We start from the raw sequence: 24,234 nt of genomic DNA, 5'->3' as shown, positions 1-24,234 counted from the left end.
ATGTGCGGCATCGCAGGCACGTACCGATGGCCGGACGGGAAGGCCGTGACCGACCTGCTCACCGACACCCTCGCCCACCGCGGCCCGGACGGCGCGGGCCGCTACGGCCACCCCGTGGGCGACGGCGAGGTGCAGCTGGGGCACCGCCGGCTGGCCATCGTCGACCTGTCCGGGACCGGCGCCCAGCCGATGGTCTCGGACGGCCTGGTGCTGACCTACAACGGCGAGCTGTACAACGCGCCCGAGCTGCGGGCCGAACTGTCCGCCGCCGGGGTGCGCTTCCGCGGCACCTCCGACACCGAGGTGCTGCTGGAGGCCTGGCGGCGCTGGGGCACCGACTGCCTGCCCCGGCTGCGCGGGATGTTCGCGTTCGGGGTCTTCGACGAGCGCACCGGGGAGCTGGTGCTGGTCCGCGACCAGCTCGGCATCAAGCCGCTGTTCCTGGTGCGGCGCGGCGAGGGCCTGGTGTTCGCCTCCGAGCTCAAGGCGCTGGCCGCCGCCACCGGCGGGTCGCTGGAGGTGGACCACGGGGCGATGGTGGCCTCGCTGCTGTACTACTGGGTGCCGGACTCCCGGTGCGCCTTCCGCGGGGCGGAGAAGCTGCCGCCGGGCAGCTGGCTGCGCTGCCGGCCCGACGGCCGGGTGGAGCGCGGCCGGTTCTGGCACCTGCGGGAGGTCGCCGCCGAGGGCCGGGAGCGGGCCCGGGCCGGTGAGCTGCCGGACCTCGCCGCCGTCGTCGAGGAGTCGACCCGGCGTCACCTGCTCGCCGACGTCCCGGTGGCGACCTTCCTCTCCGGCGGGCTGGACTCCAGCTACCTGACCGCGCTGGCGGCCCGGGACAGCCCCGGGATCTCCGCCTACACGATCGGGTTCCGGGCCGAGGACGCCCGGTTCGAGGCGATGCCGGACGACCTGCGCTACGCCCGCCAGGTGGCCGACCGGTTCGGCGTCGACCTGCACGAGATCGAGATCGCCCCGGACGTGCTGGACCTGCTGCCGCGGATGACGTACCACCTGGACGAGCCGATCGGGGACCCGGCCGCGATCAACACCTTCCTGATCTGCACGGCCGCCCGGGAGGCCGGGGTGAAGGTGCTGCTCTCCGGGATGGGCGCGGACGAGCTGTTCGCCGGCTACCGCAAGCACCTGGCGAACCGGCTGGCGCTGCGCTACCAGCGCGTCCCGCGGCCGCTGCGGCGCGGCCTGTCGGCGGCCGTGGACCGGCTGCCGGTGGCCACCTCCCGCCGGGGGTTCCGGTCGGTGCGCGTCGCGAAGCGCTTCCTCTCCTTCGCCGACCTGCCGGAGGAGACCGCGTTCCGGCGCAGCTACACCATGTACGACCGGGACGAACTGCTCGCCCTGGTCGACCCGGACCTCGCCGGGACGGTCCAGGACGTGCTGACCGAGCACGCGGACGTGTACCTGGACAACGACCTCGACGACTTCGTCAACCGGATGTGCCTGGGCGACGCCCGGATGTTCCTGCCGGGCCTCAACCTCGCCTACACGGACCGCTCCAGCATGGCCGCGTCGACCGAGGTGCGGGTGCCGTACGTGGACGTCGAGGTGGTCCGGGCGGCCTTCACGGTGCCGGGCGACCGCAAGATCGTCGGCCGCCAGGGCAAGGCCGTGCTCAAGGAGGCGGCCGTCTCGGTGCTGCCCCGGGAGATCGTGTACCGGCCCAAGGGCCTGTTCAGCGCCCCGCTGCGGGCCTGGATGAGCCGGGACCTGGCGCCGCTGGTGCGCGAGGTGATCAACGACGGCGAGCTCGTCCGGTCCGGGTTCCTGCGCCGCGACGCGCTGGCCCGGCTCGCCGCCGCGGACGCCGCCGGGCAGCAGGACTACTCCAAGCACCTCTGGCACGTGCTGACCCTGGAGTACTGGTACCGCGGCGCGACCTCCGGCTCCGGCCGGCCCGTCTGACGGCTCCGGCGCCGTCGGCCGTTCGGCGTCCCACGGCGCCTTCGGTCTTCTTCCGCATGACAGCAACTGGCTCAGACACGAGGGGACTTCCGGTGAAACAGGTTGTGCAGAACTACAAGAGCGGCGAGCTGGCGGTGCTCGACGTGCCGGTGCCGGGGTGCAAGCCGGGCGGGGTGCTGGTCCGCACCGCCTTCTCGCTGATCTCCACCGGGACCGAGCTGATGAAGGTGTCCGAGGCCGGCATGTCGATGGTGGGCAAGGCCCGCTCCCGGCCGGACCAGGTCGCCAAGGTGATGCAGAGCGTGGCCGTCAACGGACTGCCCGCCACCTACCGCAAGGTGATGGGCAAGCTGGACTCGTACACGCCGCTGGGCTACTCGCTGTGCGGGGTGGTCGAGCAGGTCGGCGCCGGGGTCGACGACGTGAAGGTCGGCGACCTGGTGGCCTGCGCCGGCAACGAGCACGCGCTGCACGCCGAGCTGAACTGGGTGCCCAAGAACCTCTACAGCCCGGTGCCGGACGGCCTCGCCCCGCGCCACGCCGCCTTCGGCACGGTCGGGTCGATCGCGCTCCAGGGCGTGCGCCAGGGCGAGCCGCAGCTCGGCGAGTCGGCGCTGGTGATCGGCCTCGGGCTGATCGGGCAGCTGGTGGTGCAGCTGCTCACCGCCGCCGGGGTGCGGGTGGTCGGGGCCGACCCCGACCCCGCGCGCTGCGGACTCGCCGAGCGGCTGGGCGCCGTGGCCTGCGGCGACCCCGGGTCCACGGCGGTGGAGAACGCCGTCGCCGAGCTGACCGACGGCCACGGCGTGGACCAGGTGTACCTGGCCGCCGGCGGCGGCAGCAACCAGCCGGTCGAGCTGGCCGCCCGGCTGGCCCGGGACCGCGGCCGGGTGGTGGACATCGGCAAGTGCCGGCTGGACCTGCCGTGGAACGCCTACTACGAGAAGGAGTTGGACGTCCGGTTCTCCCGCTCCTACGGCCCCGGGCGCTACGACCCCTCGTACGAGCTGGAGGGGCGGGACTACCCGATCGGCTACGTGCGCTGGACGGAGCGCCGCAACCTGGCCTGCTTCCTCGACCTGATGGCCCGCGGCCGGGTCGACGTGGAGCCGCTGGTGTCCCACGTCGCCGACTTCGAGGACGCCGTGGAGACCTACCGGCGCCTGAAGGAGGGCGAGTTGAAGGCCGTGGCGGTGCTGTTCCGGTACGCCTCGGCCCCGGTGGAGGCCCCGGCCCCGGAGCTGGCCGTCCCCGCCGTCCGGCGCGCCGCCGCGCCGGCCGCGCCGACCCGCACCGGCTCGTCCCCGGTCCGGCTGGCGTTCATCGGCGCGGGCAACTACGCGAGCTCGATGCTGCTGCCGCACCTCGCCCGGCGCGAGGGCGTCGTGCTGTCCACCGTCGTCACCACCACGGCGCTGTCCGCGGCCAACGCCCGGCGCAAGTTCGGCTTCGCCGGGGCGACCACCGACCTGGACGCCGTGCTCGGCGACCCCTCGATCGACGCGGTGTTCGTGGTCACCCGGCACAGCTCGCACGCCGACCTGACCCGCAGGGCGCTGCTGGCCGGCAAGGCGGTCTTCGTGGAGAAGCCGCTGGCCCTGACCGAGGACGAACTGGCCGCCGTGCTCGCGACGGTGGAGGAGTCCGGCAACGACCGCCTCCAGGTGGGCTTCAACCGCCGCTTCGCACCGCTGCTGCGCGAGGCCAAGCAGCGCCTCGGCACCCGGACCGGCCCGGCCGGCCTGCGCTACCTGGTCAACGCGGGGCGGCTCCAGCACGGCAGCTGGTACCTCCAGCAGGGCACCGAGGGCTCGCGCTTCGAGGGCGAGGGCGGGCACTTCATCGACACCGCGAGCTGGCTGCTGGGCGCCGACCCGGTCTCGGTGTACGCGGTCGCGCCGGCCGGCAACGAGGACCTCCAGATCGTGCTGCGCTACCCGGACGGCTCCACCGCCACCCTCAGCTACGTCACCACCGGAGCGTCCGGCTTCCCCAAGGAGACCCTGGACCTCCTGGCGGACGGCAAGGTGCTCAAGCTCGACGACTTCGTCCGGGCGTCGGTCCACTTCGACGGACGCAAGCGGTGGGTCAGCTCGCGGCTGCCCAAGGCCCGGGACAAGGGCCAGTCCGCCGAACTGGCCTCCTTCGTCCGGGCGGTGCGGACCGGCGGGCCGATGCCGGTGCCGCTGGAGTCGCTGGTCGCCACCACCGCGGCCACCCTCGCGGTGCGGGCGAGCCTGGCCGCCGGCGCCCCGGTGACCCTGGCGAGGCCGCTGTGAGCATGGGCGCGGGCTGGTACCTGCGCCGGCTCTCCCGGATGGGCCCGCAGGAGGTCGGCGGCCGGGTCGGCGACGCGCTGCGCAGGCGGCGCTGGCGCTCCGCGCCGCCGCACGCCCCGGCGGTCCCCGGCGCCCGGTTCACCGCCGCACTGCCCGCCGGGGCGGTCGCCGCGGTGCCGGCCGACGCCGCCAAGCGCCTGGTCGCCGCGGCGGACCGGCTGATGGACGGGCACGCCGAGTACTTCGGGGTGCCGCGCACCGACCTGGCCGCCCCGGACTGGTCGTTCGACCCGAAGACCGGCCGCCGGGCCCCCGCCGGCTACTCCTTCGACCTGCCGTACCGGGACGAGGACGCGGTCGGCGACATCAAGCAGATCTGGGAGCCGTCCCGGCACCAGCACCTGACGGTGCTCGCCGCCGCCTACGCGCTCACCGGCAACGAGCGCTACGCCCAGCGGACTTCCGAGCACCTGCGCTCCTGGTGGGAGGCCAACCCGCCGCTGCGCGGGGTGCACTGGATCAGCGGCATCGAGCTGGGCATCCGGCTGCTGTCCTGGGTGTGGGTGCGCCGGCTGCTCGACGGCTGGCCCGGCGCGGCCGCCCTGTTCGAGTCCAACCCGGTGGCGCTGGAGCAGATCTGGCACCACCAGCGCTGGCTGGCCGCGTTCCCCAGCCGCGGCTCCTCGGCCAACAACCACGTCATCGCCGAGGCCGCCGGGCAGTTCGCCGCGGCCTGCGCGTTCGACTGGTTCCCCGCCTCGGCCCGCTGGCGGGCCGAGGCGCTGCGCTCACTGGAACGGCACCTGCGCGGCAACACCTTCCCCTCCGGCCTCAACCGCGAGCTGGCCACCGAGTACCACGGGCTCGTCCTGGAGCTCGGCCTGGCCGCGCTGGCCGAGGCGGACGCCGCCGCCGTGCCCGTCCCCCGCACCGTCCGGCTGGTGCTGCTGCGGATGAGCGACGCGCTCGCCGCCGTCGTGGACGACCGGCTGCGCCCGCCCCGCCAGGGCGACGCGGACGACGGGCACGGGCTCGTCCTGGACGGCGCGGGCACCGACCGCTGGGCCTCGCTGCTGGCCACCGGGGAGGCCGTGTTCGGCCGGCTCCCCTGGTGGCCTGCGCCGGCGGGCACCGATGTGCGCACCCCGCTGCTGGCCGCGCTGCTGCGCCCCTACGGGCGCAACGGCGGGGTGGCCCGCCCGGCGAGCCGGCCGGTGCACTTCCCCGACGCCGGGATGACCGTCCTGCGCGGCCCGGCGGGGATCTGGTGCCGCTGCGACGGCGGCCCGCACGGCTTCCTGTCGATCGCCGCGCACGGCCACGCGGACGCACTGTCCCTGGAGGTCCGGCAGGACGGCGTCGACGTGCTCGCCGACCCGGGGACGTACTGCTACCACGGGCAGCCCGAGTGGCGGCGCTACTTCCGCTCGACGCTGGGCCACAACACCCTGGAGCTGGACGGCGCCGACCAGTCCGTCTCCGGCGGCCCGTTCCTGTGGACCAGGCACGCCCGCAGCCGGGTCCTGGTCGCCGACACCTCCGACCCGGGAGTGGCCCGGTGGTGCGCCGAGCACGACGGCTACCGGCCCGTCGTGCACCGGCGCCGGGTCGAACTGCACGCCGCCGAGCGGGAGTTGCACGTGATCGACGACGTGCGCGGCCCGCGGGCGGCGGCCGCCCGGCTGGCCTTCCACCTCGGCCCGACGGTCACCGCCGAACTGACCGGCAACCGCGCCGAGTTGACCTGGACCCGGGACGGCGAGCTGTGCTCCGCGGTGCTCGACCTGCCCGGGCAGCTGACCTGGCGGGCGCACCGCGGCGAGACCGCGCCGCCGCTCGGCTGGTACTCGGCCGGCTTCGGCCGCCGGGAGCCCGCCACCACCCTGGTCGGCACCGGCACCGCCGACGGCACCCAGGGCCTCACCACCGTGCTCAGGTTCCGGGGCTAGGGGGCGGAGGTGCGGATCAGAAGGCGGCTCCCGGCGACAGCGACGGCGGCGGTGCTGGCGCTGGCGCTGCTGGCGACCGGCTGCTCCGGCGGCTCGGACGGCACCCACCCGGCGCCGACCACCCCGCCGCCCGCGCCGGTGGCCGTGGCCCGGGTCTGCGACCAGGCCGCGGCCGGGCCGTCGGCCGCCCCGGCGGGCGCGGTCACGGTCGACCCGGCCGTGGTCGGCGACCTCACCGTCAAGACCAGGAACAGCCCGCCGAACACCGTGTTCTGGCTCGCCCCGGGCACCCACCGGCTCGAAGCGGACCAGTACGCCCAGGTCGCCCCCAAGGAGGGCGACAGCTACCTCGGCGCGCCCGGCGCGGTGCTCGACGGCGGGAAGACCAACCAGTACGCCTTCACCGGCTCCGCCACCGGCGTCACCATCCGCTACCTGACCGTGCAGGGCTTCGTCGCCCCGCAGAACGAGGGCGTGGTCAACCACGACTCGGCCGACGGCTGGGTGATCGAGCACAACACGATCCAGCGCAACTCCGGCGCCGGGCTGATGGCCGGCGCCCACCAGCAGGTCCGCGCGAACTGCCTGCGGGACAACGGGCAGTACGGGATGAACGCCTACAAGACCGGGGCCGCGGTCACCAACCTGGTGGTCGAGGGCAACGAGATCACCGGCAACGACACCGACGGCTGGGAGCAGCGCCAGCCGGGCTGCGGCTGCACCGGCGGGGTCAAGTTCTGGGCCGTCAACACCGCCGACGTGCGCGGCAACTGGGTGCACGACAACCGCGGCCCCGGACTGTGGGCGGACACCAACGACAACGACTTCCGCATCGAGGACAACCTGCTGGAGGCCAACGACGGTGCCGCGCTGATCTACGAGACCAGCTACAACGCGGTCATCCGCGGCAACACCATCCGGCACAACGACTGGGTCGAGGGCCGCCGCTCCGCCGACCGCGGCGACACCTTCCCGTACGCGACCGTCTACATCTCCGAGTCCGGCGGCGAGCCGAGGGTCCCGGCCCGCACCGACAAGCTGGAGATCGACCACAACCAGCTGGAGGACAACTGGTCCGGGATCACCCTGTGGGAGAACGCCGACCGGTTCTGCAACAGCCCGGCCAACACCTCCTCCGGCGACTGCACCCTGCTGGTGAAGGACACCTCCCGCTGCGCCCAGCCGACGATCGCCAGCGCGCCGCTGTACGCCGACTGCCGCTGGAAGACCCAGCGGGTGGACATCCACGACAACCGCTTCGCCTTCGACCCGTCCGTGGTCGGCTGCACAGTGGACTGCGGCCGGATGGCCGTGCTGTCCAACTACGGCAGCTACCCCGACTGGTCGCCGTACAAGGGCCAGCCGGTGGCCGACGCGATCACCGGCAAGCAGCAGAACCGCTGGCACGACAACACGTACGTCGGGCCGTGGAGCTTCGTCGCCCACGACCCCAGCCGCACCCTCGACTTCGGCCAGTGGCAGGGCGCGCCCTACCAGCAGGACGCGGGCAGCACCCTGCGGCCCGGGGCCGGTGATTGAGGTGGGCGGAGCACCGACGCCGGACCGGCCGGCCGCCCCGAAGGTCGTCGGGCTGATCTGGGGCCTGCTGATCCTCAACACCCTGGGCTCCGCCGGGGCGGTGACCGTCGTGCCGCTGCCCCGCTCGCTCATCCAGATGGCCACCATGGGCGCGCTGGTCTCCGCGTTCGTGCTGGCGCTGGTGCTCAACCTGCGGCTGCGGCTGCGGCCCAGCGGCTACCTGTTCCTGCTCACCCTGCTGCTGGTGCTGAGCGTGATCTCCAGCGCGAACCTGGAGTCCGGCTTCGGCGCGCTGTTCCGCTGCTTCCGGCTGGCCCTGTTCGTCGGCACGCTGTGGCTGCTCAGCCGCTGGTGGGACGGCGGCGAGGAGTTCGTCCGGCACCACATCCGGGCGTACTTCCTGGTGCTCGTCACGGTGGCGGCCGGTCTGGTCGCCTCCCCCGGCCTGGCCTTCCCGGACGTGTACGGCGGGCGGCTGGTCGGCGCGCTGTGGCCGCTCACCCCGCCGCAGATCGGCCAGTACGCCGCGGTGATCGTCGGGCTGACGGTGCTGCTCCTGCTGGACCGCCGCACCACCGGGCGGGACGCGGCCCTGGTCATCGTCCCCTCGCTGCTGCTGCTCGCGCTGACCCACACCCGCACCGCCACCCTCGGTCTGATCATCGGCCTGGTGCTGGCGATCGGCTCGCTGCTGCTGACCAGCGCCGCCGCCCGCCGGTTCTTCGCCTGGGCGGTGGTGTGCGCCACCGTGGCCGCGGTGGGCCTGAGTTCGCTGCTCCAGGCCTGGTTCCTGCGCGGCCAGAGCCAGGAGAACTTCTCCAACCTCACCGGCCGGGCCAAGGTCTGGGACGCCCTGCTGGCGGCGCCCCGGACGACCCTGGAGCAGCTGTTCGGCGTGGGCCTGGGCGACAAGTCCTACGGCGGGCTGCCGATCGACAACAGCTGGCTGGCCGTCTACAACGAACAGGGCCTGGCCGGGGTCGCCCTCGTGGCGGCGGTGTTCGTCGTGCTGGGCGGCGTCGCCCTGCTGCGGCCGCCGTCCCTGGCCCGGGCCGGCGCCATCTTCCTGATCAGCTACTGCGCGATCGCCTCCTACACCGAGGCCGGGCTGGGCGACGCCTCGCCGTACCTGCTGCACCTGACCGTGGCCGCCTCGCTGCTGGTGCCGCCCGCCCCGGCGGCCCCCCTCCCGGCGCCCGACGTCCCCCGGCCGCGCACCGCGCACCGGGCCCGCACCCCGGAGGGAACCTGAGCATGCACGTCCTCGTCGTGCACAACCGCTACGCCTCGGCCCAGCCGAGCGGCGAGAACACCGTCGTCGACCAGGAGACGGCGCTGCTGCGCGGGGCCGGCCACCGGGTCGGGCTGTTCGAGCGGCGCAGCGACTCGATCGCCGCCAAGTCCCTGCCGGCCAAGGCCGCGGTGCCGCTGCTGGTCCCGTGGAACCCCGCGGTCCGCGCGCAGCTCGCCGCCCGGCTGCGCGCCGAGCGGCCGGACGTGGTGCACGTCCACAACGTCTTCCCGCTGCTGTCGCCCGCCGTGCTGGCCGCCTGCGCCGACGCCGGGGTGCCGGTCGTCGCCACGCTGCACAACTACACCCAGGTCTGCCCGCCGGGCACGCTCCAGCGGGACGGCCGGCCGTGCAGCGAGTGCGTCGGGGCGTCCCCGCTGCCCGCCGTCCGGCACGGCTGCTACCGCAACTCCCGGCTGGCGACGGTGCCGCTCGCGGTCAGCCTGGCGGTCAACCGGCGGCGCTGGTGGTCCGGGGTGGAGCGGTTCTTCTGCATCTCGGCGGCGCAGCGCGACGTGCTGGTGCGCTCCGGGATGCCCGCCGGGCGCCTGACGGTGAAGCACAACTTCGTGCCGGAGCCGGGCGTCCGCCGGAGCGGGGCCGGTGAGCACCTGCTCTACCTCGGCCGGCTCGCCGAGGCCAAGGGCGTGCGCCTGCTGATGACCGCCTGGGACGCGCTCGCCGCGGCCGGCGGGGTGGGCGTGCCGCTGGTGGTCGCCGGGACCGGGCCGCTGGAGCGGGAGGTGGCCGACTGGGCCGCGGACCGCGCCGACGTGCGCTACGTCGGCCTGTACGACCCGGAGCAGTGCCGGCAGGCCGTCGCCCGGTCGGTCGCCGTGCTGGCGCCCTCGACCTGGCTGGAGGCGTTCGGCCTGGTCGTCGTGGAGGCGATGGCGGCCGGCGTGCCGGTGGTCGCGGCCGGTCACGGCGCCTTCACCGAACTGGTCGAGGACGGGGTGACCGGGCTGTTGCACCGGCCGGGCGACCCCGCCTCGCTGGCCGACGGCATCCGCCGGCTCACCGCCGGACCGGAGTTCAACCGGGAGCTGGGCCGGGCGGCCCGGCTCCGCTACGAGCAGGGGTTCAGCCCGAGCGTCGGGCTGGAGCGCCTGGTGGAGGGGTACCGCGGCGCGATCGCGCGGCGGTCCGGCGGCGCGAACGGCGCGCCGCCGGTAGGGAACGGACACGCTGGCCCGCGGCGGGACTCCCGCGCGGGCGGGAATCGGGAGCAGTAGATGACACGATGCCGGCTGTGCGGCTCGACGGCGATGGGGAGCGTCGTCGACCTGGGGGCGACCCCGCCGTGCGAGAGCTTCCTCGCCGTCGACCAACTGGACCGGCCGGAGCCGGCGTACCCGCTGCACCTGCGGGTCTGCACGGACTGCTGGCTGGCGCAGCTCCCCCCGCTGATCACGCCGGAGGAGACCTTCTCGGAGTACGCCTACTTCTCCTCCTACTCGACCTCCTGGGTGGAGCACGCCCGCGACTTCGTCGAGGGCGCGGTGCGGCGGCTGGAGCTCGGCCCGGACGCCTTCGTGGTCGAGGTGGCGAGCAACGACGGCTACCTGCTGCGGCACGTGGTGGACCGGGGGATCCGCTGCCTGGGCATCGAGCCCTCGGTGAACGTCGGCGCCGCCGCCCGGGAGGCCGGGGTGCCCACGCTCACCGAGTTCCTGGACCCGGCCACCGGCGCGGCCGTTCGGGCCGAGCACGGCCCGGCGGACCTGGTGGTGGCGAACAACGTGTACGCCCACATCCCCGACGTGGTCGGCTTCACCCGCGGGCTGCGCGCCCTGGTGGCCGACGACGGCTGGGTGTCGATCGAGGTGCAGCACCTGCTCACTCTGATCGAGGAGAACCAGTACGACACCATCTACCACGAGCACTTCCAGTACTACACCGTCGCCTCCGCCGCCCGGGCGCTGGCCGGCGGCGGCCTCACCCTGGTGGACGTCGAGCTGCTGCCCACCCACGGCGGCTCGATCCGGCTGTGGGCCCGCCCGGACGCGGCGGCCGGCGAGCCGACCCGGCGGGTGGCCGAGGTGCTGGACCGGGAGAAGGCCGCCGGGCTCCAGGAGACCTCCGGGTACACCGAGTTCTCCGCCCGGGTCGCCAAGGTGCGCCGGGACCTCCTGCGGTTCCTGATCGACGCGGCCGAGCGCGGCGAGACGGTCGTCGGCTACGGCGCCCCCGGCAAGGGCAACACCCTGCTCAACCACTGCGGCATCCGGCCCGACCTGCTCCCGTACACGGTCGACCGCAACCCCTACAAGCACGGCCGGTTCACCCCGGGCACCCGCATCCCGATCCTGCCGCCCGAGCAGATCCGCACCGACCGGCCGGACTACGTCCTGGTGCTCCCGTGGAACCTGCGGGCCGAACTGACCGAGCAGTTGTCCTTCGTGCACGAGTGGGGCGGCCGCCTGGTCTTCCCCATCCCGGAACTCAGCATTGTCGAGGTGCAGCGGTGAAGGTCGTCCTGTTCTGCGGCGGTTACGGGCTGCGGATGCGCAGCGGCTCCTCCGACGACGTGCCCAAGCCGATGGCGATGGTCGGGCCGCGGCCGCTGATCTGGCACGTGATGCGCTACTACGCGTACTACGGGCACACCGAGTTCATCCTGTGCCTCGGCTACGGGGCCCGGCACATCAAGGACTTCTTCCTCACCTACGAGGAGACGGCGTCCAACGACTTCGTGCTGCGGGGCGGGCGGACCGAGCTGCTCTCCACCGACATCTCCTCCTGGACGATCACCTTCGCCCAGACCGGCATCGAGTCGCCGATCGGCGAGCGGCTGCGCCGGGTGCGCCACCACCTGGACGGCGACGAGATGTTCCTCGCCAACTACGCCGACGTGCTGACCGACGCCCCGCTGCCGGAGATGATCGAGAAGTTCTCCCGGCGCGACGCCGGCGCCTCGATGATGGTGGTTCCGCCGCAGTCCTCCTTCCACTGCGTGGAGTTGGGCGAGGACAACCTGGTCGGCGGGATCACCGCGGTGAGCGACATGCCGCTGTGGGAGAACGGCGGCTACTTCGTGCTCCGCCAGGAGGTCTTCGACCACATCCCGGAGAACGGGGACCTGGTCGCCGACGGCTGCGCCGGACTGGCCAAGCAGGGCCGGCTGGTGGCCCACCGGCACCGCGGCTTCTGGAAGCCGACCGACACCGTGAAGGAGCGGGCCGCGCTGGACGCCGCCTACGCCCGGGGCGACCGGCCGTGGGCCGTGTGGGAGAAGGACGGCTCCGGCGTGAGGACCGCGTGATCCGCCTCGGAGCCGCGGGCCTGAGCGGGGTCGTCGCCGTCGGCGCGCACTGCGACGACCTCGCCATCGGCGCCGGCGGCACCCTGCTGACGATGTGCCTGGCGCGTCCCGGGCTGCGGGTGGACGCGCTGGTGCTCTCCGGCGGCGGCGGCGAGCGCGAGCAGGAGGAGCGGGCCGCGCTGGCCGCCTTCTGCCCGGGCGCCGACCTGCGGCTGACCGTCCTCAAGCTGCCGGACGGCCGGCTGCCCGCGCACTGGGACGAGGCCAAGGCCGCGGTCGAGGAACTGCGCGCCCGGACCGAACCGGACCTGGTGCTCGCCCCGCGCACCGAGGACGCCCACCAGGACCACCGCGGCCTGGCGAAGCTGATGATCACCGCCTTCCGCGACCACCTGGTGCTCGGCTACGAGATCGTCAAGTGGGACGGCGACCTCGGCCGCCCGACCGCCTACCAGCCGCTCGCCCCCGAGGTCGCCGAGTCCAAGGTCCGGCTGCTGCTGGAGCACTACCCCTCCCAGCGGCACCGGCCCTGGTACGACCGGGAGGCCTTCCTCGGACTGGCGCGGATCCGCGGCATCGAGTGCCACACCCGCTACGCCGAGGCGTTCGCCGTCACCAAACTGACTCTTGATCTGGAGGGCTGACCCATGCGCGTACTGCTGACCGGACACCAGGGCTACCTGGGCACCGTGATGGCCCCGGTCCTCGCGGCCGCCGGGCACGAAGTCGTCGGCCTGGACGCCGGCCTGTTCGCCGACTGCCTGCTCGGCCCGGCGCCCGCCGACCCGCCCGGCCACCGGGTGGACCTGCGCGACGTCACGGCCGAGCACGTGGCCGGGGTGGACGCGGTGGTCCACCTGGCCGCGCTCTCCAACGACCCGCTGGGCTCGCTGGCGCCCGACCTCACCTACGACATCAACCACCACGCCTCGGTCCGGCTGGCCCGGCTGGCCCGCGAGGCCGGGGTGCGGCGCTTCCTGTACGCCTCGACCTGCTCCGTCTACGGCGCCGCCGGCGGCGACGACCTGGTGACCGAGGACGCCCCGCTGCGCCCGGTGACGCCGTACGCGGAGTCCAAGGTGCGGGTGGAGGACGACCTGCACGAGCTCGCCGACGGCGACTTCAGCCCGGTGTACCTGCGCAACGCCACCGCCTTCGGCTACTCCCCCCGGCTGCGCGCCGACATCGTGCTGAACAACCTGGTGGGCCACGCGCTGCTCTCCGGCGAGGTGCTGGTGCTCTCCGACGGCACCCCCTGGCGCCCGCTGGTGCACGCCGCCGACATCGCCCGGGCCTTCACGGCCGCGCTGGAGGCGCCGCGCGAGGCGGTGCACGACCGGGCGTTCAACATCGGCAGCGAGGTCAACAACGTCACGGTCGCCGAGATCGCCGAGCAGGTCGCCGAGGCGGTGGACGGCGCCGCGGTGCGGATCACCGGCGAGAACGGCGCCGACCCGCGCTCCTACCGGGTGGACTTCTCCCGGGTCCGGGCCGCCCTGCCCGGCTTCGACTGCGAGTGGACGGTCAAGCGGGGCGCCCTCGAACTCGCCGAGGCCTACCGTGAGTTCGGGCTGACCAGGGCCGACTTCGAGCAGCGCTTCACCCGGCTGGCCGTGCTGCGCGGGGCCACCGGGGCCGGCACCGTCGACGACACCCTGCGGTGGCGCCGATGACCGCGATCGGGGAGGAGACGGCCGCGGCTGCGGTCGGCGCGCAGATGCACGCCCTGGTGGAGCGGCTCTACCCGCTCTGCCGCAGCATCACCGGCGACGGCGTGCGCGCGACCCTCGACATCGTCGGCGAGCACCTCCCGCTCCAGGTCCACGAGGTGCCCACCGGCACCCAGGTGCTGGACTGGACGGTGCCGCAGGAGTGGAACATCCGCGACGCGTACGTGGCGGACGCCTCCGGGCGGCGGGTCGTGGACTTCGCCGCCTCCAGCCTGCACGTGCTGGGCTACAGCGTGCCGGTGGCGGCGACCATGCCGCTGAGCGAGCTGCGGCCGCACCTGTACACCCTGCCCGACCAGCCCTCGCTGGTGCCGTACCGCACCAGCTACTACCAGCCCCAGTGGGGCTTCTGCCTGGCGCAGGAGACCCTGGACGCCCTGCCCGAGGGCGACTACGAGGTGCGGATCGACTCGACGCTCGCCGACGGCCACCTCACCTACGCCGAGCACGTGGTGCCCGGCCGGGTCGCCGACGAGGTCATCGTCTCCACCCACGTCTGCCACCCCGCGCTCGCCAACGACAACATGGCGGGCGTGGCGGTGGCGGTCTTCCTGGCCAAGGAGCTGGCGAAGCGCGACAACCGGTACACCTACCGGTTCGTCTTCGCCCCCGGCACCATCGGGGCGATCACCTGGCTGGCCCGCAACGCGGAGCGGATCGACCAGGTCGAGCACGGCCTGGTGCTGGCCTGCGCCGGCGACCGGGGCCGGCTCACGTACAAGCAGAGCCGGCGCGGCGACGCGGAGATCGACCGGGTACTCCGACACGTCCTCGCCGTTTCCGAACGGCCGCACGAGATCCGCGAGTTCACCCCGTACGGCTACGACGAGCGGCAGTACTGCTCGCCCGGCTTCGACCTCGGCGTCGGCTCGCTCAGCCGCACCCCGTACGCCGGGTACCCCGAGTACCACACCTCGGGGGACAACCCGGACTTCGTCACCCCGGAGGCGCTGGCGGACACCCTGGCGGTCTGCCGCGAGGCGTTCGCCGTGCTCGACCGCAACCGCCGCTACCGCAACCTCAGCCCGTACGGCGAACCGCAGTTGGGCCGGCGCGGGCTGTACGACTCGCTCGGCGGCCGCAGCGACGCCAAGCAGGCGCAGCTGGCGATGCTGTGGGTGCTCAGCCTGTCCGACGGGGAGCACAGCCTGCTGGACGTCGCCGAGCGCGCCGCACTGCCCTTCGACACCGTGGCCGCCGCGGCCGACGCCCTCCGGGGCGCCGGACTGATCAAGGAGTGACGCCGATGGCCACCGAGGGGGTGCGGACGGCGGCCCCGCCCGCGCAGGCCGGGCGGAGTGCCAAGCGGGGCGTGCTCGGGCGGCTGTCCTGGGGGCTGGCCGACCAGGCGGTCAACAGCATGATCAACTTCGTGGTGGGCGCCTACGTCGCCCGGGAACTGGGAGTGCACGCCTTCGGCGTGTTCAGCCTGGCCTGGCTCACCTACGGCGTGGTGCTCAACGTCTCCCGCGGGGTGGCCACCGACCCGCTGATGGTGCGGTTCAGCGGGGTGCCGGAGGCCGTCTGGCGGGCCGCCGCGGGCCGGGCCTCGGGGGCCGCGCTCGCCGTCGGCGGCACCCTCGGGACGGCCTGCCTGCTGGTCGGGCTCGGCATCGGCGGCGAGGTCGGGCCCGCCTTCGCCGCGCTCGGCCTCGCCCTGCCGTTCCTGCTGCTGCAGGACTCCCGGCGGTTCGCCTTCTTCGCCGCCGGCACCGGACAGAAGGCCTTCGCCAACGACCTGGTGCAGGGCGTCGCGCTGATCCCGGCCATGGTGGTGGCGGCCCGGGTCGGCACCGTGGCCGCCTTCGTCCTGGCCTGGGGTGCGGCGGCCGCGGCCGCCGCCGGGTACGGCTTCCTCCAGTCCGGCATCCGGCCCCGGGTCACCCAGGCCCGCGGCTGGCTGCGCGAGCAGCGCGACCTCGGCTCCCGCTACCTGGTCGAGAACGTCAGCCTGAGCGGCGCCGGCCAGCTGCGGGCGTACGGGCTCGGCGCCATCGTCGGGGTCGCCGCGGTGGGCGCGGTCCGCGGCGCCGAACTGCTGCAGGGGCCGTTCCTGGCCCTGCTGATGGGACTGTCCCTGGTCACCGTCGCGGAGGCGGCCCGGGTGCTGCGGCAGGAACCGCGGCGGCTCGGCCGGTTCTGCCTCCTGCTGGGCGGCGGCCAGGCCGGCGCCGCCCTGCTGTGGGGCGCGACCCTGCTGCTGCTGCCGGACCGGGCCGGCGAGCTGGTGCTCGGCGACGTCTGGCACTCCGCCGCCCCGCTCATCGTGCCCGCCACCCTCGGCGTCGCCGGCGCCGGCCTCGGCAGCGGCGCCGCCGCCGGGCTGCGCGCGCTCGCCGCCGCCCGGCGCAGCCTGCGCTGCCAACTGTTCGCCTCCGCCTGCTACCTGGCCGGCGGGCTCGGCGGGGCGGCCGCGGCCGGCACCGTCGGCTCGGCCTGGGGCGTCGCCACCGCGACCGCCTGCGGCTCGGCCGTGTGGTGGCTGCAACTGCGGGCCGCCCTGCGCGAGCACCACCGCGGCACCTCTTCCGAAGCACGTGAAGGCAACTCCCCTGTGAGGACGCAATGACCGCCGTTCCCCGGTTGAGCATCGGGCTGCCCGTCTACAACGGCGAGGAGTACCTCGCCGAGTCCCTCGACGCCCTGCTCGGCCAGACCTACGCGGACTTCGAGCTGGTCATCTCCGACAACGCCTCGACCGACACCACCGAGGAGATCTGCCGCGACTACGCCGCGAAGGACTCCCGGATCCGCTACCTCCGGCTGCCCGTGAACGTCGGCGCGGCGCCCAACCACAACTACGTGTTCACCCAGTGCCGCGGCGAACTGTTCAAGTGGGCCTCGCACGACGACCTGTACGCCCGGGACCTCCTGCTGCGCTGCGTCGAGGCGCTGGACGAACGGCCCGACGTCATCCTCGCCCACTCCGACCAGGCCGTCATCGACGAGACCGGCAGGGTCAAGGTGCCGTACGCGTACGGGCTGGCCACCGACTCGCCGTCCGCCCCCGTCCGCTTCCGCAGCCTGCTGTTCGAGCCCGGCGGGGACGACTTCTACGGGGTGATGCGGGCCGACGTGCTGCGCCGCGTCAAGCCGCACGACAGCTACCACCACGCCGACCGCACCTTCGTCGCCGAGATCACCTTGCACGGCCCCTTCCACCAGGTGCCCGAGCTGCTCTACTTCCGCCGCGACCACCCCACCCGGGCCGAGCGGGCCAACCCGTCCAAGCGCTCGCGCTGCGTCAACCTGGACCCGCGCCGGGCCGGGCTGCTGCACCCGACGCCGCGGCTGCTCGTCGAGTACGTCTGGGGCTTCATCGAGGCGATCCGGCGGGCGCCGCTGTCCCCGCAGGACCGCCGCGCGTGCTACCGCGCCCTGCGCTCCTGGCTGACCAGCCGCCGCCGCTCGGGCGCCGGCGAGCGGGTCGAGGACCGCGCACCGGTCGTACCGCCCGAGGTCGCCGTCTCCGTGGACGACCTGGTGGCCGGGCGCGAGGGGAGGCGGTCGTGACCGCCCGACGCCCGCTGCGGGTCGGGGTGTTCGGCCTGCTCGGCTCCGGCAACCTCGGCAACGACGGGTCGCTGGAGGCCGTACTCGGCTACCTCCGGACCGAGCACCCGGCGGCGGTCGTGGACGCGCTGTGCGGCGGGCCCGAGGCGGTGCGGGCCCGGTACCGGATCCCGGCGACCCGGCTGCACTGGTACCGCGGCGAGTACCGGACGGCCTCCCGGGCGGGCTCGATCGCGGGCAAGGCGGTGGGCAAACTCGTCGACGTCGTGCGCACCGCCGCCTGGGTGCGCCGGCACGACGTGGTGATCGTGCCCGGCATGGGCGTCCTGGAGGCCACCCTGCCGCTGCGGCCGTGGGGCTTCCCGTACGCGCTGTTCCTGCTCTGCGCCTCCGGGCGGCTGTTCGGCACCAGGGTGGCGCTGGCCGGCGTCGGCGCCGCCCCGATCGCCGACCGGGCGGTCCGGGCCCTGGTGCGCCGGTCGGCCCGGCTGGCCGCGTACCGCTCGTACCGGGACGAGCTGTCCCGCGCGGCGATGCGGGAGATGGGCGTGGACACCACGCGGGACGAGGTCTACCCGGACCTCGCCTTCTCGCTGCCGACACCGGTCGTCGAGGAGCCCACGCCCGGGCGGGTCTGCGTGGGCGTCATGGACTTCCACGGCGGCAACGACGACCGGGACCGGGCCGAGGAGATCCACCGGCGCTACGTCGACGGCACCACCCGGTTCGTCCGCGCGCTGGTCGAGGACGGCCGACAGGTGCGGCTGCTCACCGGCGACGGCGCCGACTTCGCCGTGGTCGGGGCGATCATCGAGGCCGTCGGCTCCCCGCTGGTCACCGCCTCCGACGCGTCCTCGCTGGCCGAGCTGACGGCGGAGACCGCCGCCGCCGACGCCGTGGTGGCGACCAGGTACCACAACCTGGTCTGCGCGCTGAAGTCCGGCACCCCGACCCTCGCCCTCAGCTACGCGGGCAAGAGCGATGCCCTGATGGAGCTGATGGGGCTGGGCGAGTTCCGCCACCCGGCCCGCGAGGTCGACGCCGACCGACTGATCGAGCAGTTCCGGGAGTTGGAGAAGCGGGCGGCGGAGCTGCGGCAGACCCTGACCGAACGGAACCTGGCCGCCCGCCGACGCCTTGAGCACCAGTTCGCCGCCCTGACCGCGGCCCTCTTCCCGAAGGAATCCCTGTGAAGGCGACCGAAGTACCGGCGATCGCCGGTGCGTACCTCTTCACCCCGACCCCGTACGCCGACGAGCGCGGCTTCTTCTGCCGCACCTTCGACGCCGAGGTGCTCCGCTCGGTCGGCCTCGACCCCGACGCCTTCGTCCAGCACAGCGTCTCCCGTTCGGTGCGCGGCGTGCTGCGCGGCCTGCACCTGCGCTCCGGCGCCGGGGAGGCGAAGATCGTGCGCTGCTCGCACGGGGAGGTCTTCGACGTCGTGGTGGACCTGCGGCCGGACTCGCCGACCTACCGCAACGTGGCCACCTTCGAGCTCTCCGGCGAGACCCAGGCCAGCGTCTACATCCCGGCGGGCTGCGCCCACGGCTTCCAGGCGCTCACCGACGCCGACGTCTCCTACCGGATCGACCGTCCGCACGACCCGGCCGAGGACGTGACGATCGCCTTCGATGACCCCGAACTCGCCGTCCCCTGGCCGCTGCCGGCCGTGTCGATGTCCGAGCGGGACCGCGGGGCGCCGAGCCTCGCCGAGGTCCTGCGTTCCGAGGAGAGCTGATCCCCGTGTCCGTTGCCGACTTCCAGCTCCCCGCGTCCCGGGCCGCCAACGAGCGGCTGCACGCCCTGATCCCCGGCGGCGCCCACACCTACGCCAAGGGCGACGACCAGTACCCCGAGGGCCTGGCCCCGGTGATCAGCCACGGCCGCGGCGCCCACGTGTGGGACGTCGACGGCAACCGTTACGTCGAGTACGGCTCCGGGCTGCGCTCGGTCAGCCTCGGCCACGCCCACCCCCGGGTGGTCGAGGCGGTGCGCCGCGAGCTCGACCGGGGCAGCAACTTCGTCCGGCCGTCCGTCCTCGAACTCGAGGCCGCCGAACGGTTCCTGGAGACGGTACCGACCGCCGAGATGGTGAAGTTCGCCAAGAACGGCTCCGACGTCACCACCGCCGCCGTCCGCCTCGCCCGCGCCGTCACCGGGCGCGCGCTGGTGGCGGTCTGCGCCGACCACCCGTTCTTCTCCGTCGACGACTGGTTCATCGGCACCACCCCGATGGACGCGGGCATCCCGGCCGCGATCACCGACCTCACCGTGGCCTTCCCCTACGGGGACCTGGCCGCGACCGAGGAACTGCTCACCCGTCACCGGGGCGGGATCGCCTGTCTGGTCCTCGAACCCGCCGGACACACCGAGCCGCCGCCCGGCTACCTCGCGGGCCTGCGCGAACTCGCCGACCGGCACGGCTGCGTGCTGGTCTTCGACGAGATGATCACCGGCCTGCGCTGGTCCGCGGCCGGCGCCCAGGGCCTGTACGGCGTCGTCCCCGACCTCTCCACCTTCGGCAAGGCGCTGGGCAACGGCTTCGCCGTCTCCGCCCTCGCCGGGCGCCGCGACCTGATGGAGCACGGCGGGCTGCGCCATGCGGGCGACCGGGTGTTCCTGCTCTCCACCACCCACGGCGCCGAGACCCACGCGCTGGCCGCCGCGACGGCCGTCCAGACCACCTACGTCGAGGAGGGCATCACCGCCAAGCTGCACGCCCTCGGCGAACGCCTGGCCGCCGGGGTCCGGGAGGCCGCCGCCGGGATGGGCGTCGCCGACCACGTGCTGGTCCGGGGCCGGGCCAGCAACCTGGTCTTCGCCACCCTCGACGAGCTGCGCCGGCCCTCCCAGCCCTACCGCACGCTGTTCCTGCGGCAGTTGCTCGCGGGCGGCGTGCTGGCCCCGTCCTTCGTGGTCAGCAGCGCGCTGACGGAGGCCGACATCGACCACACCGTCGAGGCCGTCTCCGCGGCCTGCGCGGTCTACCGCAAGGCGCTCGACGCCGGCGACCCCACCCCGTGGCTCGGCGGCCGGCCGGTGAAGCCGGTCTTCCGCCGCCGCGCCTGAACGATCTCTTCCCCGCTACCCGATCGACCGCCCGGGCAGTCACCGGTACCACCGCCGACACGGTGCACCGGCCGCCCGGCGCGTCGGTCGGGAAGCGCGCGCTCGGCATCACCTACGCCCAACTCATCACGGCGCCCTACTCCGCCCCGCCGAACCGAAGCCGACACTCGGTGCCCGGTCGAGTCGCCCGCACCGACACTCCCACCCGAACACCCCGCAGCTCGGACCGCCGGAGGCGTTCCCCGGCCTCGTCCAGCACCGCGCGGCGCAGCGCCGGCGAAGGCTCCGGGCGGCCCGGCTCCGCCGGAGCGCCGGGTTCCGGAGCCGGCCGGCCGCCCGGCCCCCGGCAGGACGTCCGCCTCCTGGCAGGGGTCTGTCACAGTGTGGGTGCAGCCGCGGTGGCGTCCCTCAGCGCCGTGCGACGGAGAGAGTCGGTCGGGTCGGGCATCGGGCTTGCCACCGGGCCGTGCTCGGGTCTGGTGACGGAGGGGGCGCGGTGTCCGAATCATCGTTGTGGAACCGGTCGCTCGCGGAGCTGTTCGACGAACAGGCCCGGCGGCGTCCGCAGAACGTGGCGATCGACGCGGCGGGGCGGCGGCGGACGTATGCCGAGCTCGCCTCCGACGCGGAGCGCTGTGCGCGCGGTCTGCGGCGGCGGGGCGTGGTTCCCGGGGCGGTCGTCGCGGTGGCCGGTCCGCGCGGCGGGGACGCGATCCTCGCGATCCTGGGGGTGGTCTACGCGGGGGCGACGTACCTGCCGGTGGACACGGTGTTCCCGGCGGACCGGATACGGGCGATGCTGCGCCTCGCCGGGGCGGGCCTGGTCGTCCGGTGGCCCGGCGCGGCTGTCCCGGTGGACGTCGAGGCCGAGGTCGTGGACCTCGCGGACGTCCTGGCCGACGGCCTCGGCGGCCTCGGCGGCCTCGTCAGCCTCGGTGGCCTCGGCTCCGGGCGCCTGGAACTGCCCGGTGCGGCCGACGCCTTGGCCACGCCCGCCTACGTGATGTTCACCTCCGGGTCGACCGGCGAACCGAAGGCGGTCCCCGCACCTCAGCGCGGGGTCGCGCGGATCGCGCTGGACAACGGGTTCATGAACGTGCTGCCCGAGGACCGGGTGCTGCACGCCGCGTCGTTGTCGTTCGACGCGTCCACCCTGGAGATCTGGGCGACGCTGCTCAACGGCGCCTGCCTGGTCCCCGTCGAGCAGCAGGTCCTGCTGGCCCCCTACGAGCTGCACCGGCGCGTCGAGCGGGAGCGCATCAGCATCGTGTGGCTGACCACCAGCATCTTCCACCACGTCGCCAGGGAGCGCCCGGAGACCTTCGCCGGCCTGCGGTACGTCCTGGCCGGCGGCGAGGCGATGCGCCCCGACGCGGCGCGGCGCGTGCTGGAACACGGGCGTCCGCTGCACCTCATCAACGGCTACGGCCCCACCGAGGCCACGGTCTTCACCCTCACCCACGACGTCCAGCAACTGGACCCGCAGGCCACCTCCGTCCCGATCGGCCGCCCCGTCGCCGACACCGTGTGCCATGTGCTGCGCGCGGACGGCACCCCGACGGAGCCGGGAGAGGAGGGCGAGCTCTACATCGGGGGCGGCGGTGTCGCCCGCGGCTACCTGGACAACCCGCGGGAGAGCGCCGAGCGCTTCCGGGTCCTCACGGTCCCCGGCGGCGTGCCTCAACTGCTCTACCGGACGGGCGACTTCGTCCGGCGCAGACCCGACGGCCCGGACGGGCTGTACGAGTTCCGCGGGCGGCGCGACGACCAGGTCAAGGTCCGCGGCTTCCGGATCGAGCTGGAGGAGGTCCGCGCGGCCCTGGTCGAACACCCCGACGTCGCCGACGCCGTCGTGCTGACCCACGAGGACGACACCAGCAGGTACCTGGCCGCCCACGCGGCCGGCCGGGACCCGGCCGCGCCGCCCACCGGGTCGCAGTTGCGCGCCTACCTGGCCGGGCGGCTCCCCGCCTTCATGGTCCCGGCCGTGGTCACCGTGCTGGACCGGCTCCCCCTGCTGGCCAACGGCAAGGTCGACCGCGCCGCGCTGTCCGCTGCCCTGTCCACCCCGCGGCCCCGACCGGACGCCCCGGATGCTCCGAACGCCCTGGCCGCTCCGAACGCCCTGGACGCTCCGGACGACGACGCCCGGCCGCGGTCGACCCGTCAGGCGGTGGCCGAGGCGTGGGCCGCCGCACTGCCGGACGGAGCCACCGGCGAGGGGAGCTTCGCCGCGTGCGGCGGCAGCTCGCTCCAGGCCGCCCAGCTGGTCATCCGCCTGCAGCACCACCTCCAGGTCGACAGCGCACACGGCTACCGGCTGGTCACCGCGCTGTTCGCGGAGCCGACGATGGACGCGTTCACCGCCGCGGTCGAACGCATCGTCGCCGAGCCGGCGCCGACCTCCTCGACCGGTGACAGGTGGCGCGAGGACCTGACCCGGGACGCACCGCCCGTCCTCGCCGAACCCCCCGCCCCGCGCCCGCAGGCGCCGCGGAACCTGCTGCTCACCGGCGCCACCGGCTTCCTCGGTTCACGCCTGCTCGACGAACTGCTGGCCAGGACCGACGCCGACGTCCACGTCCTGGTCCGCGCCCGCGACACCGGCCACGCCCGCCGGCGCCTCCTCCAGGCCCGGGCCCGCTACGGCATCGCCGGCGACCTCCCCGACGGCCGCGTCCACCCCCTGCCGGGCGACCTCGCCCTCCCGCGCCTCGGCCTCGACGACGCCACGTGGGAGCACCAGGCCGCCACCGCCGACGCCGTCCACCACTGCGGCGCCCACGCCAACTTCCTCTACCCGTACGAGCAGTTGCGCCCGGCGAACGTCGACGGCACCCGGGAGATCATCGCGCTGGCGTCCCGCCGCGCCGTCCCGGTGCACTACATCTCCACCGTGGGGGTGGTCCGGGGCATCGACGCGCTGGGCGTGCGGCACCTCACCGAGGACACCCCGGTCGACCACGTCGAACTGCTGTCGATGGGGTACTACGAGAGCAAATGGGTGGCCGAGCAACTGATCCGCGACGCCGCGGCCCGGGGCCTGCCCACCGCGGTCTACCGCCCGTACGACATCACCGGGGACACCGTCACCCACACCTGGGACCACGCCGCGGCGCTCTCCCAGTTCTTCAGGCTCATCGTGGAGCTGGGCCTGGCCCCCGACTGGGACCTCCCCCTGAACCTCGTACCGTCCGACGTCACCGCCCGGGCGGTCGTCCACCTCAGCCTCACCCAGCCCGCCCGGGGGCGGACCTTCCACATCGTCAACCCCCGCGCCTGCCTGCTCGACGTCCTGGTGGACAGGCTCCGCCACCACGGCTACCCGCTCCGCACCGTCCCCTACGGCGACTGGTGCCGGGCGATGACCCGCCACCTGGCCGACCACCCCGACCACCCCTTCGGCCCCTTCGAGCCGCTCTTCACCAACCCGGCCGCGACCCGCGGGATCACCGTGGCCGAACTGTCCGGCGCCGCGTACTTCCCCCGACTGGACCACAGCCGGCTCGAAGCCGGCCTGGCGGGCTCCGGGATCACCTGCCCACCCGTCGACCACGTCCTCCTGGACAACATGATCCACTTCTTCCACCGCACCGGACACTTCCCACCGCCCGCCGCCCGATGACCCCGAGCCAGGCCCACCAGCAGCATGATCGCGCGCACCCCGCCGCCATTC

General features: G+C 74.2%; 17 protein-coding genes. All 17 read left to right on the top strand.

Annotated features, from left to right (window positions below):
- The 17 genes from asnB (at position 1) to AB0O91_RS12735 (ending at position 24,183) form a co-directional block, all read left to right on the top strand.
- Positions 1-1,923, top strand: coding sequence for an asparagine synthase (glutamine-hydrolyzing) (gene asnB, locus AB0O91_RS12815; protein WP_363431068.1), 1,923 nt, complete (start codon positions 1-3; stop codon positions 1,921-1,923).
- Positions 1,924-2,015: 92 nt separating this feature from the next.
- Positions 2,016-4,202: a bi-domain-containing oxidoreductase gene (locus AB0O91_RS12810; protein ID WP_363431065.1), complete on the top strand. Its 2,187-nt coding sequence runs from the start codon at positions 2,016-2,018 to the stop codon at positions 4,200-4,202.
- Positions 4,203-4,204: 2 nt separating this feature from the next.
- Positions 4,205-6,151 (top strand): alginate lyase family protein, encoded by a 1,947-nt coding sequence (locus AB0O91_RS12805; RefSeq protein WP_363431162.1) that lies wholly within the window; start codon positions 4,205-4,207, stop codon positions 6,149-6,151.
- 9 nt (positions 6,152-6,160) lie between these two features.
- Positions 6,161-7,690, top strand: a complete 1,530-nt coding sequence (locus AB0O91_RS12800; protein WP_363431063.1) for a right-handed parallel beta-helix repeat-containing protein — start codon at positions 6,161-6,163, stop codon at positions 7,688-7,690.
- Between the two features lies 1 nt (position 7,691).
- Entirely contained in the window at positions 7,692-8,942 is a 1,251-nt protein-coding gene (locus AB0O91_RS12795) for an O-antigen ligase domain-containing protein (protein ID WP_363431060.1), read from the top strand.
- Positions 8,943-8,944: 2 nt separating this feature from the next.
- Positions 8,945-10,216 carry a glycosyltransferase gene (locus AB0O91_RS12790; protein ID WP_363431057.1) on the top strand — a complete coding sequence of 424 codons (1,272 nt, stop codon included), beginning with the start codon at positions 8,945-8,947 and terminating at the stop codon, positions 10,214-10,216.
- Positions 10,217-11,452 (top strand): class I SAM-dependent methyltransferase, encoded by a 1,236-nt coding sequence (locus tag AB0O91_RS12785; protein ID WP_363431054.1) that lies wholly within the window; start codon positions 10,217-10,219, stop codon positions 11,450-11,452.
- Positions 11,449-12,246, top strand: coding sequence for a glucose-1-phosphate cytidylyltransferase (locus AB0O91_RS12780; protein ID WP_363431051.1), 798 nt, complete (start codon positions 11,449-11,451; stop codon positions 12,244-12,246). The genes AB0O91_RS12785 and AB0O91_RS12780 overlap by 4 nt, the downstream gene beginning before the upstream one ends.
- The gene (locus AB0O91_RS12775; RefSeq protein WP_363431048.1) at positions 12,243-12,890 is read left to right on the top strand and encodes a PIG-L family deacetylase; all 648 of its coding nucleotides are present in this window, start codon (positions 12,243-12,245) and stop codon (positions 12,888-12,890) included. Before AB0O91_RS12780 ends, AB0O91_RS12775 begins: the two co-directional genes overlap by 4 nt.
- 3 nt (positions 12,891-12,893) lie before the next feature.
- Positions 12,894-13,919: an SDR family oxidoreductase gene (locus AB0O91_RS12770; RefSeq protein WP_363431046.1), complete on the top strand. Its 1,026-nt coding sequence runs from the start codon at positions 12,894-12,896 to the stop codon at positions 13,917-13,919.
- Complete coding sequence (locus AB0O91_RS12765) at positions 13,916-15,217, top strand: DUF4910 domain-containing protein (protein WP_363431044.1); 1,302 nt, start codon at positions 13,916-13,918, stop codon at positions 15,215-15,217. Before AB0O91_RS12770 ends, AB0O91_RS12765 begins: the two co-directional genes overlap by 4 nt.
- Positions 15,218-15,222: 5 nt before the next feature.
- A complete protein-coding gene (locus AB0O91_RS12760) occupies positions 15,223-16,545 on the top strand; it encodes a hypothetical protein (protein ID WP_363431042.1) in 1,323 nt (440 codons plus the stop codon).
- Positions 16,542-17,489, top strand: a complete 948-nt coding sequence (locus AB0O91_RS12755) for a glycosyltransferase family 2 protein (RefSeq protein WP_363431040.1) — start codon at positions 16,542-16,544, stop codon at positions 17,487-17,489. The genes AB0O91_RS12760 and AB0O91_RS12755 overlap by 4 nt, the downstream gene beginning before the upstream one ends.
- Positions 17,486-18,682 carry a polysaccharide pyruvyl transferase family protein gene (locus AB0O91_RS12750; protein WP_363431037.1) on the top strand — a complete coding sequence of 399 codons (1,197 nt, stop codon included), beginning with the start codon at positions 17,486-17,488 and terminating at the stop codon, positions 18,680-18,682. The genes AB0O91_RS12755 and AB0O91_RS12750 overlap by 4 nt, the downstream gene beginning before the upstream one ends.
- Positions 18,679-19,227 (top strand): dTDP-4-dehydrorhamnose 3,5-epimerase, encoded by a 549-nt coding sequence (gene rfbC, locus AB0O91_RS12745; RefSeq protein ID WP_363431035.1) that lies wholly within the window; start codon positions 18,679-18,681, stop codon positions 19,225-19,227. Before AB0O91_RS12750 ends, rfbC begins: the two co-directional genes overlap by 4 nt.
- Before the next feature lie 5 nt (positions 19,228-19,232).
- Entirely contained in the window at positions 19,233-20,558 is a 1,326-nt protein-coding gene (locus tag AB0O91_RS12740) for a glutamate-1-semialdehyde 2,1-aminomutase (protein WP_363431032.1), read from the top strand.
- A 496-nt stretch (positions 20,559-21,054) separates the two neighbouring features.
- Positions 21,055-24,183 carry an amino acid adenylation domain-containing protein gene (locus AB0O91_RS12735; RefSeq protein ID WP_363431029.1) on the top strand — a complete coding sequence of 1,043 codons (3,129 nt, stop codon included), beginning with the start codon at positions 21,055-21,057 and terminating at the stop codon, positions 24,181-24,183.
- The last annotated feature ends 51 nt before the right edge of the window (positions 24,184-24,234 follow it).

This window comes from Kitasatospora sp. NPDC089797 (assembly GCF_040684795.1).
Lineage (GTDB): Bacteria > Actinomycetota > Actinomycetes > Streptomycetales > Streptomycetaceae > Kitasatospora.
Note: the sequence above shows the minus strand (reverse complement) of the source record. Positions and strands in the feature narration are given on the sequence as shown.

Bases quoted from the DNA above. Each gene is read 5' to 3' on its own strand.
- AB0O91_RS12755 (WP_363431040.1), top strand. From the start codon at position 16,542: ATGACCGCCGTTCCCCGGTTGAGCATCGGGCTGCCCGTCTACAACGGC.
- AB0O91_RS12765 (WP_363431044.1), top strand. From the start codon at position 13,916: ATGACCGCGATCGGGGAGGAGACGGCCGCGGCTGCGGTCGGCGCGCAG.
- AB0O91_RS12760 (WP_363431042.1), top strand. From the start codon at position 15,223: ATGGCCACCGAGGGGGTGCGGACGGCGGCCCCGCCCGCGCAGGCCGGG.
- AB0O91_RS12790 (WP_363431057.1), top strand. From the start codon at position 8,945: ATGCACGTCCTCGTCGTGCACAACCGCTACGCCTCGGCCCAGCCGAGC.
- AB0O91_RS12805 (WP_363431162.1), top strand. From the start codon at position 4,205: ATGGGCGCGGGCTGGTACCTGCGCCGGCTCTCCCGGATGGGCCCGCAG.
- asnB (WP_363431068.1), top strand. From the start codon at position 1: ATGTGCGGCATCGCAGGCACGTACCGATGGCCGGACGGGAAGGCCGTG.
- AB0O91_RS12785 (WP_363431054.1), top strand. From the start codon at position 10,217: ATGACACGATGCCGGCTGTGCGGCTCGACGGCGATGGGGAGCGTCGTC.
- AB0O91_RS12770 (WP_363431046.1), top strand. From the start codon at position 12,894: ATGCGCGTACTGCTGACCGGACACCAGGGCTACCTGGGCACCGTGATG.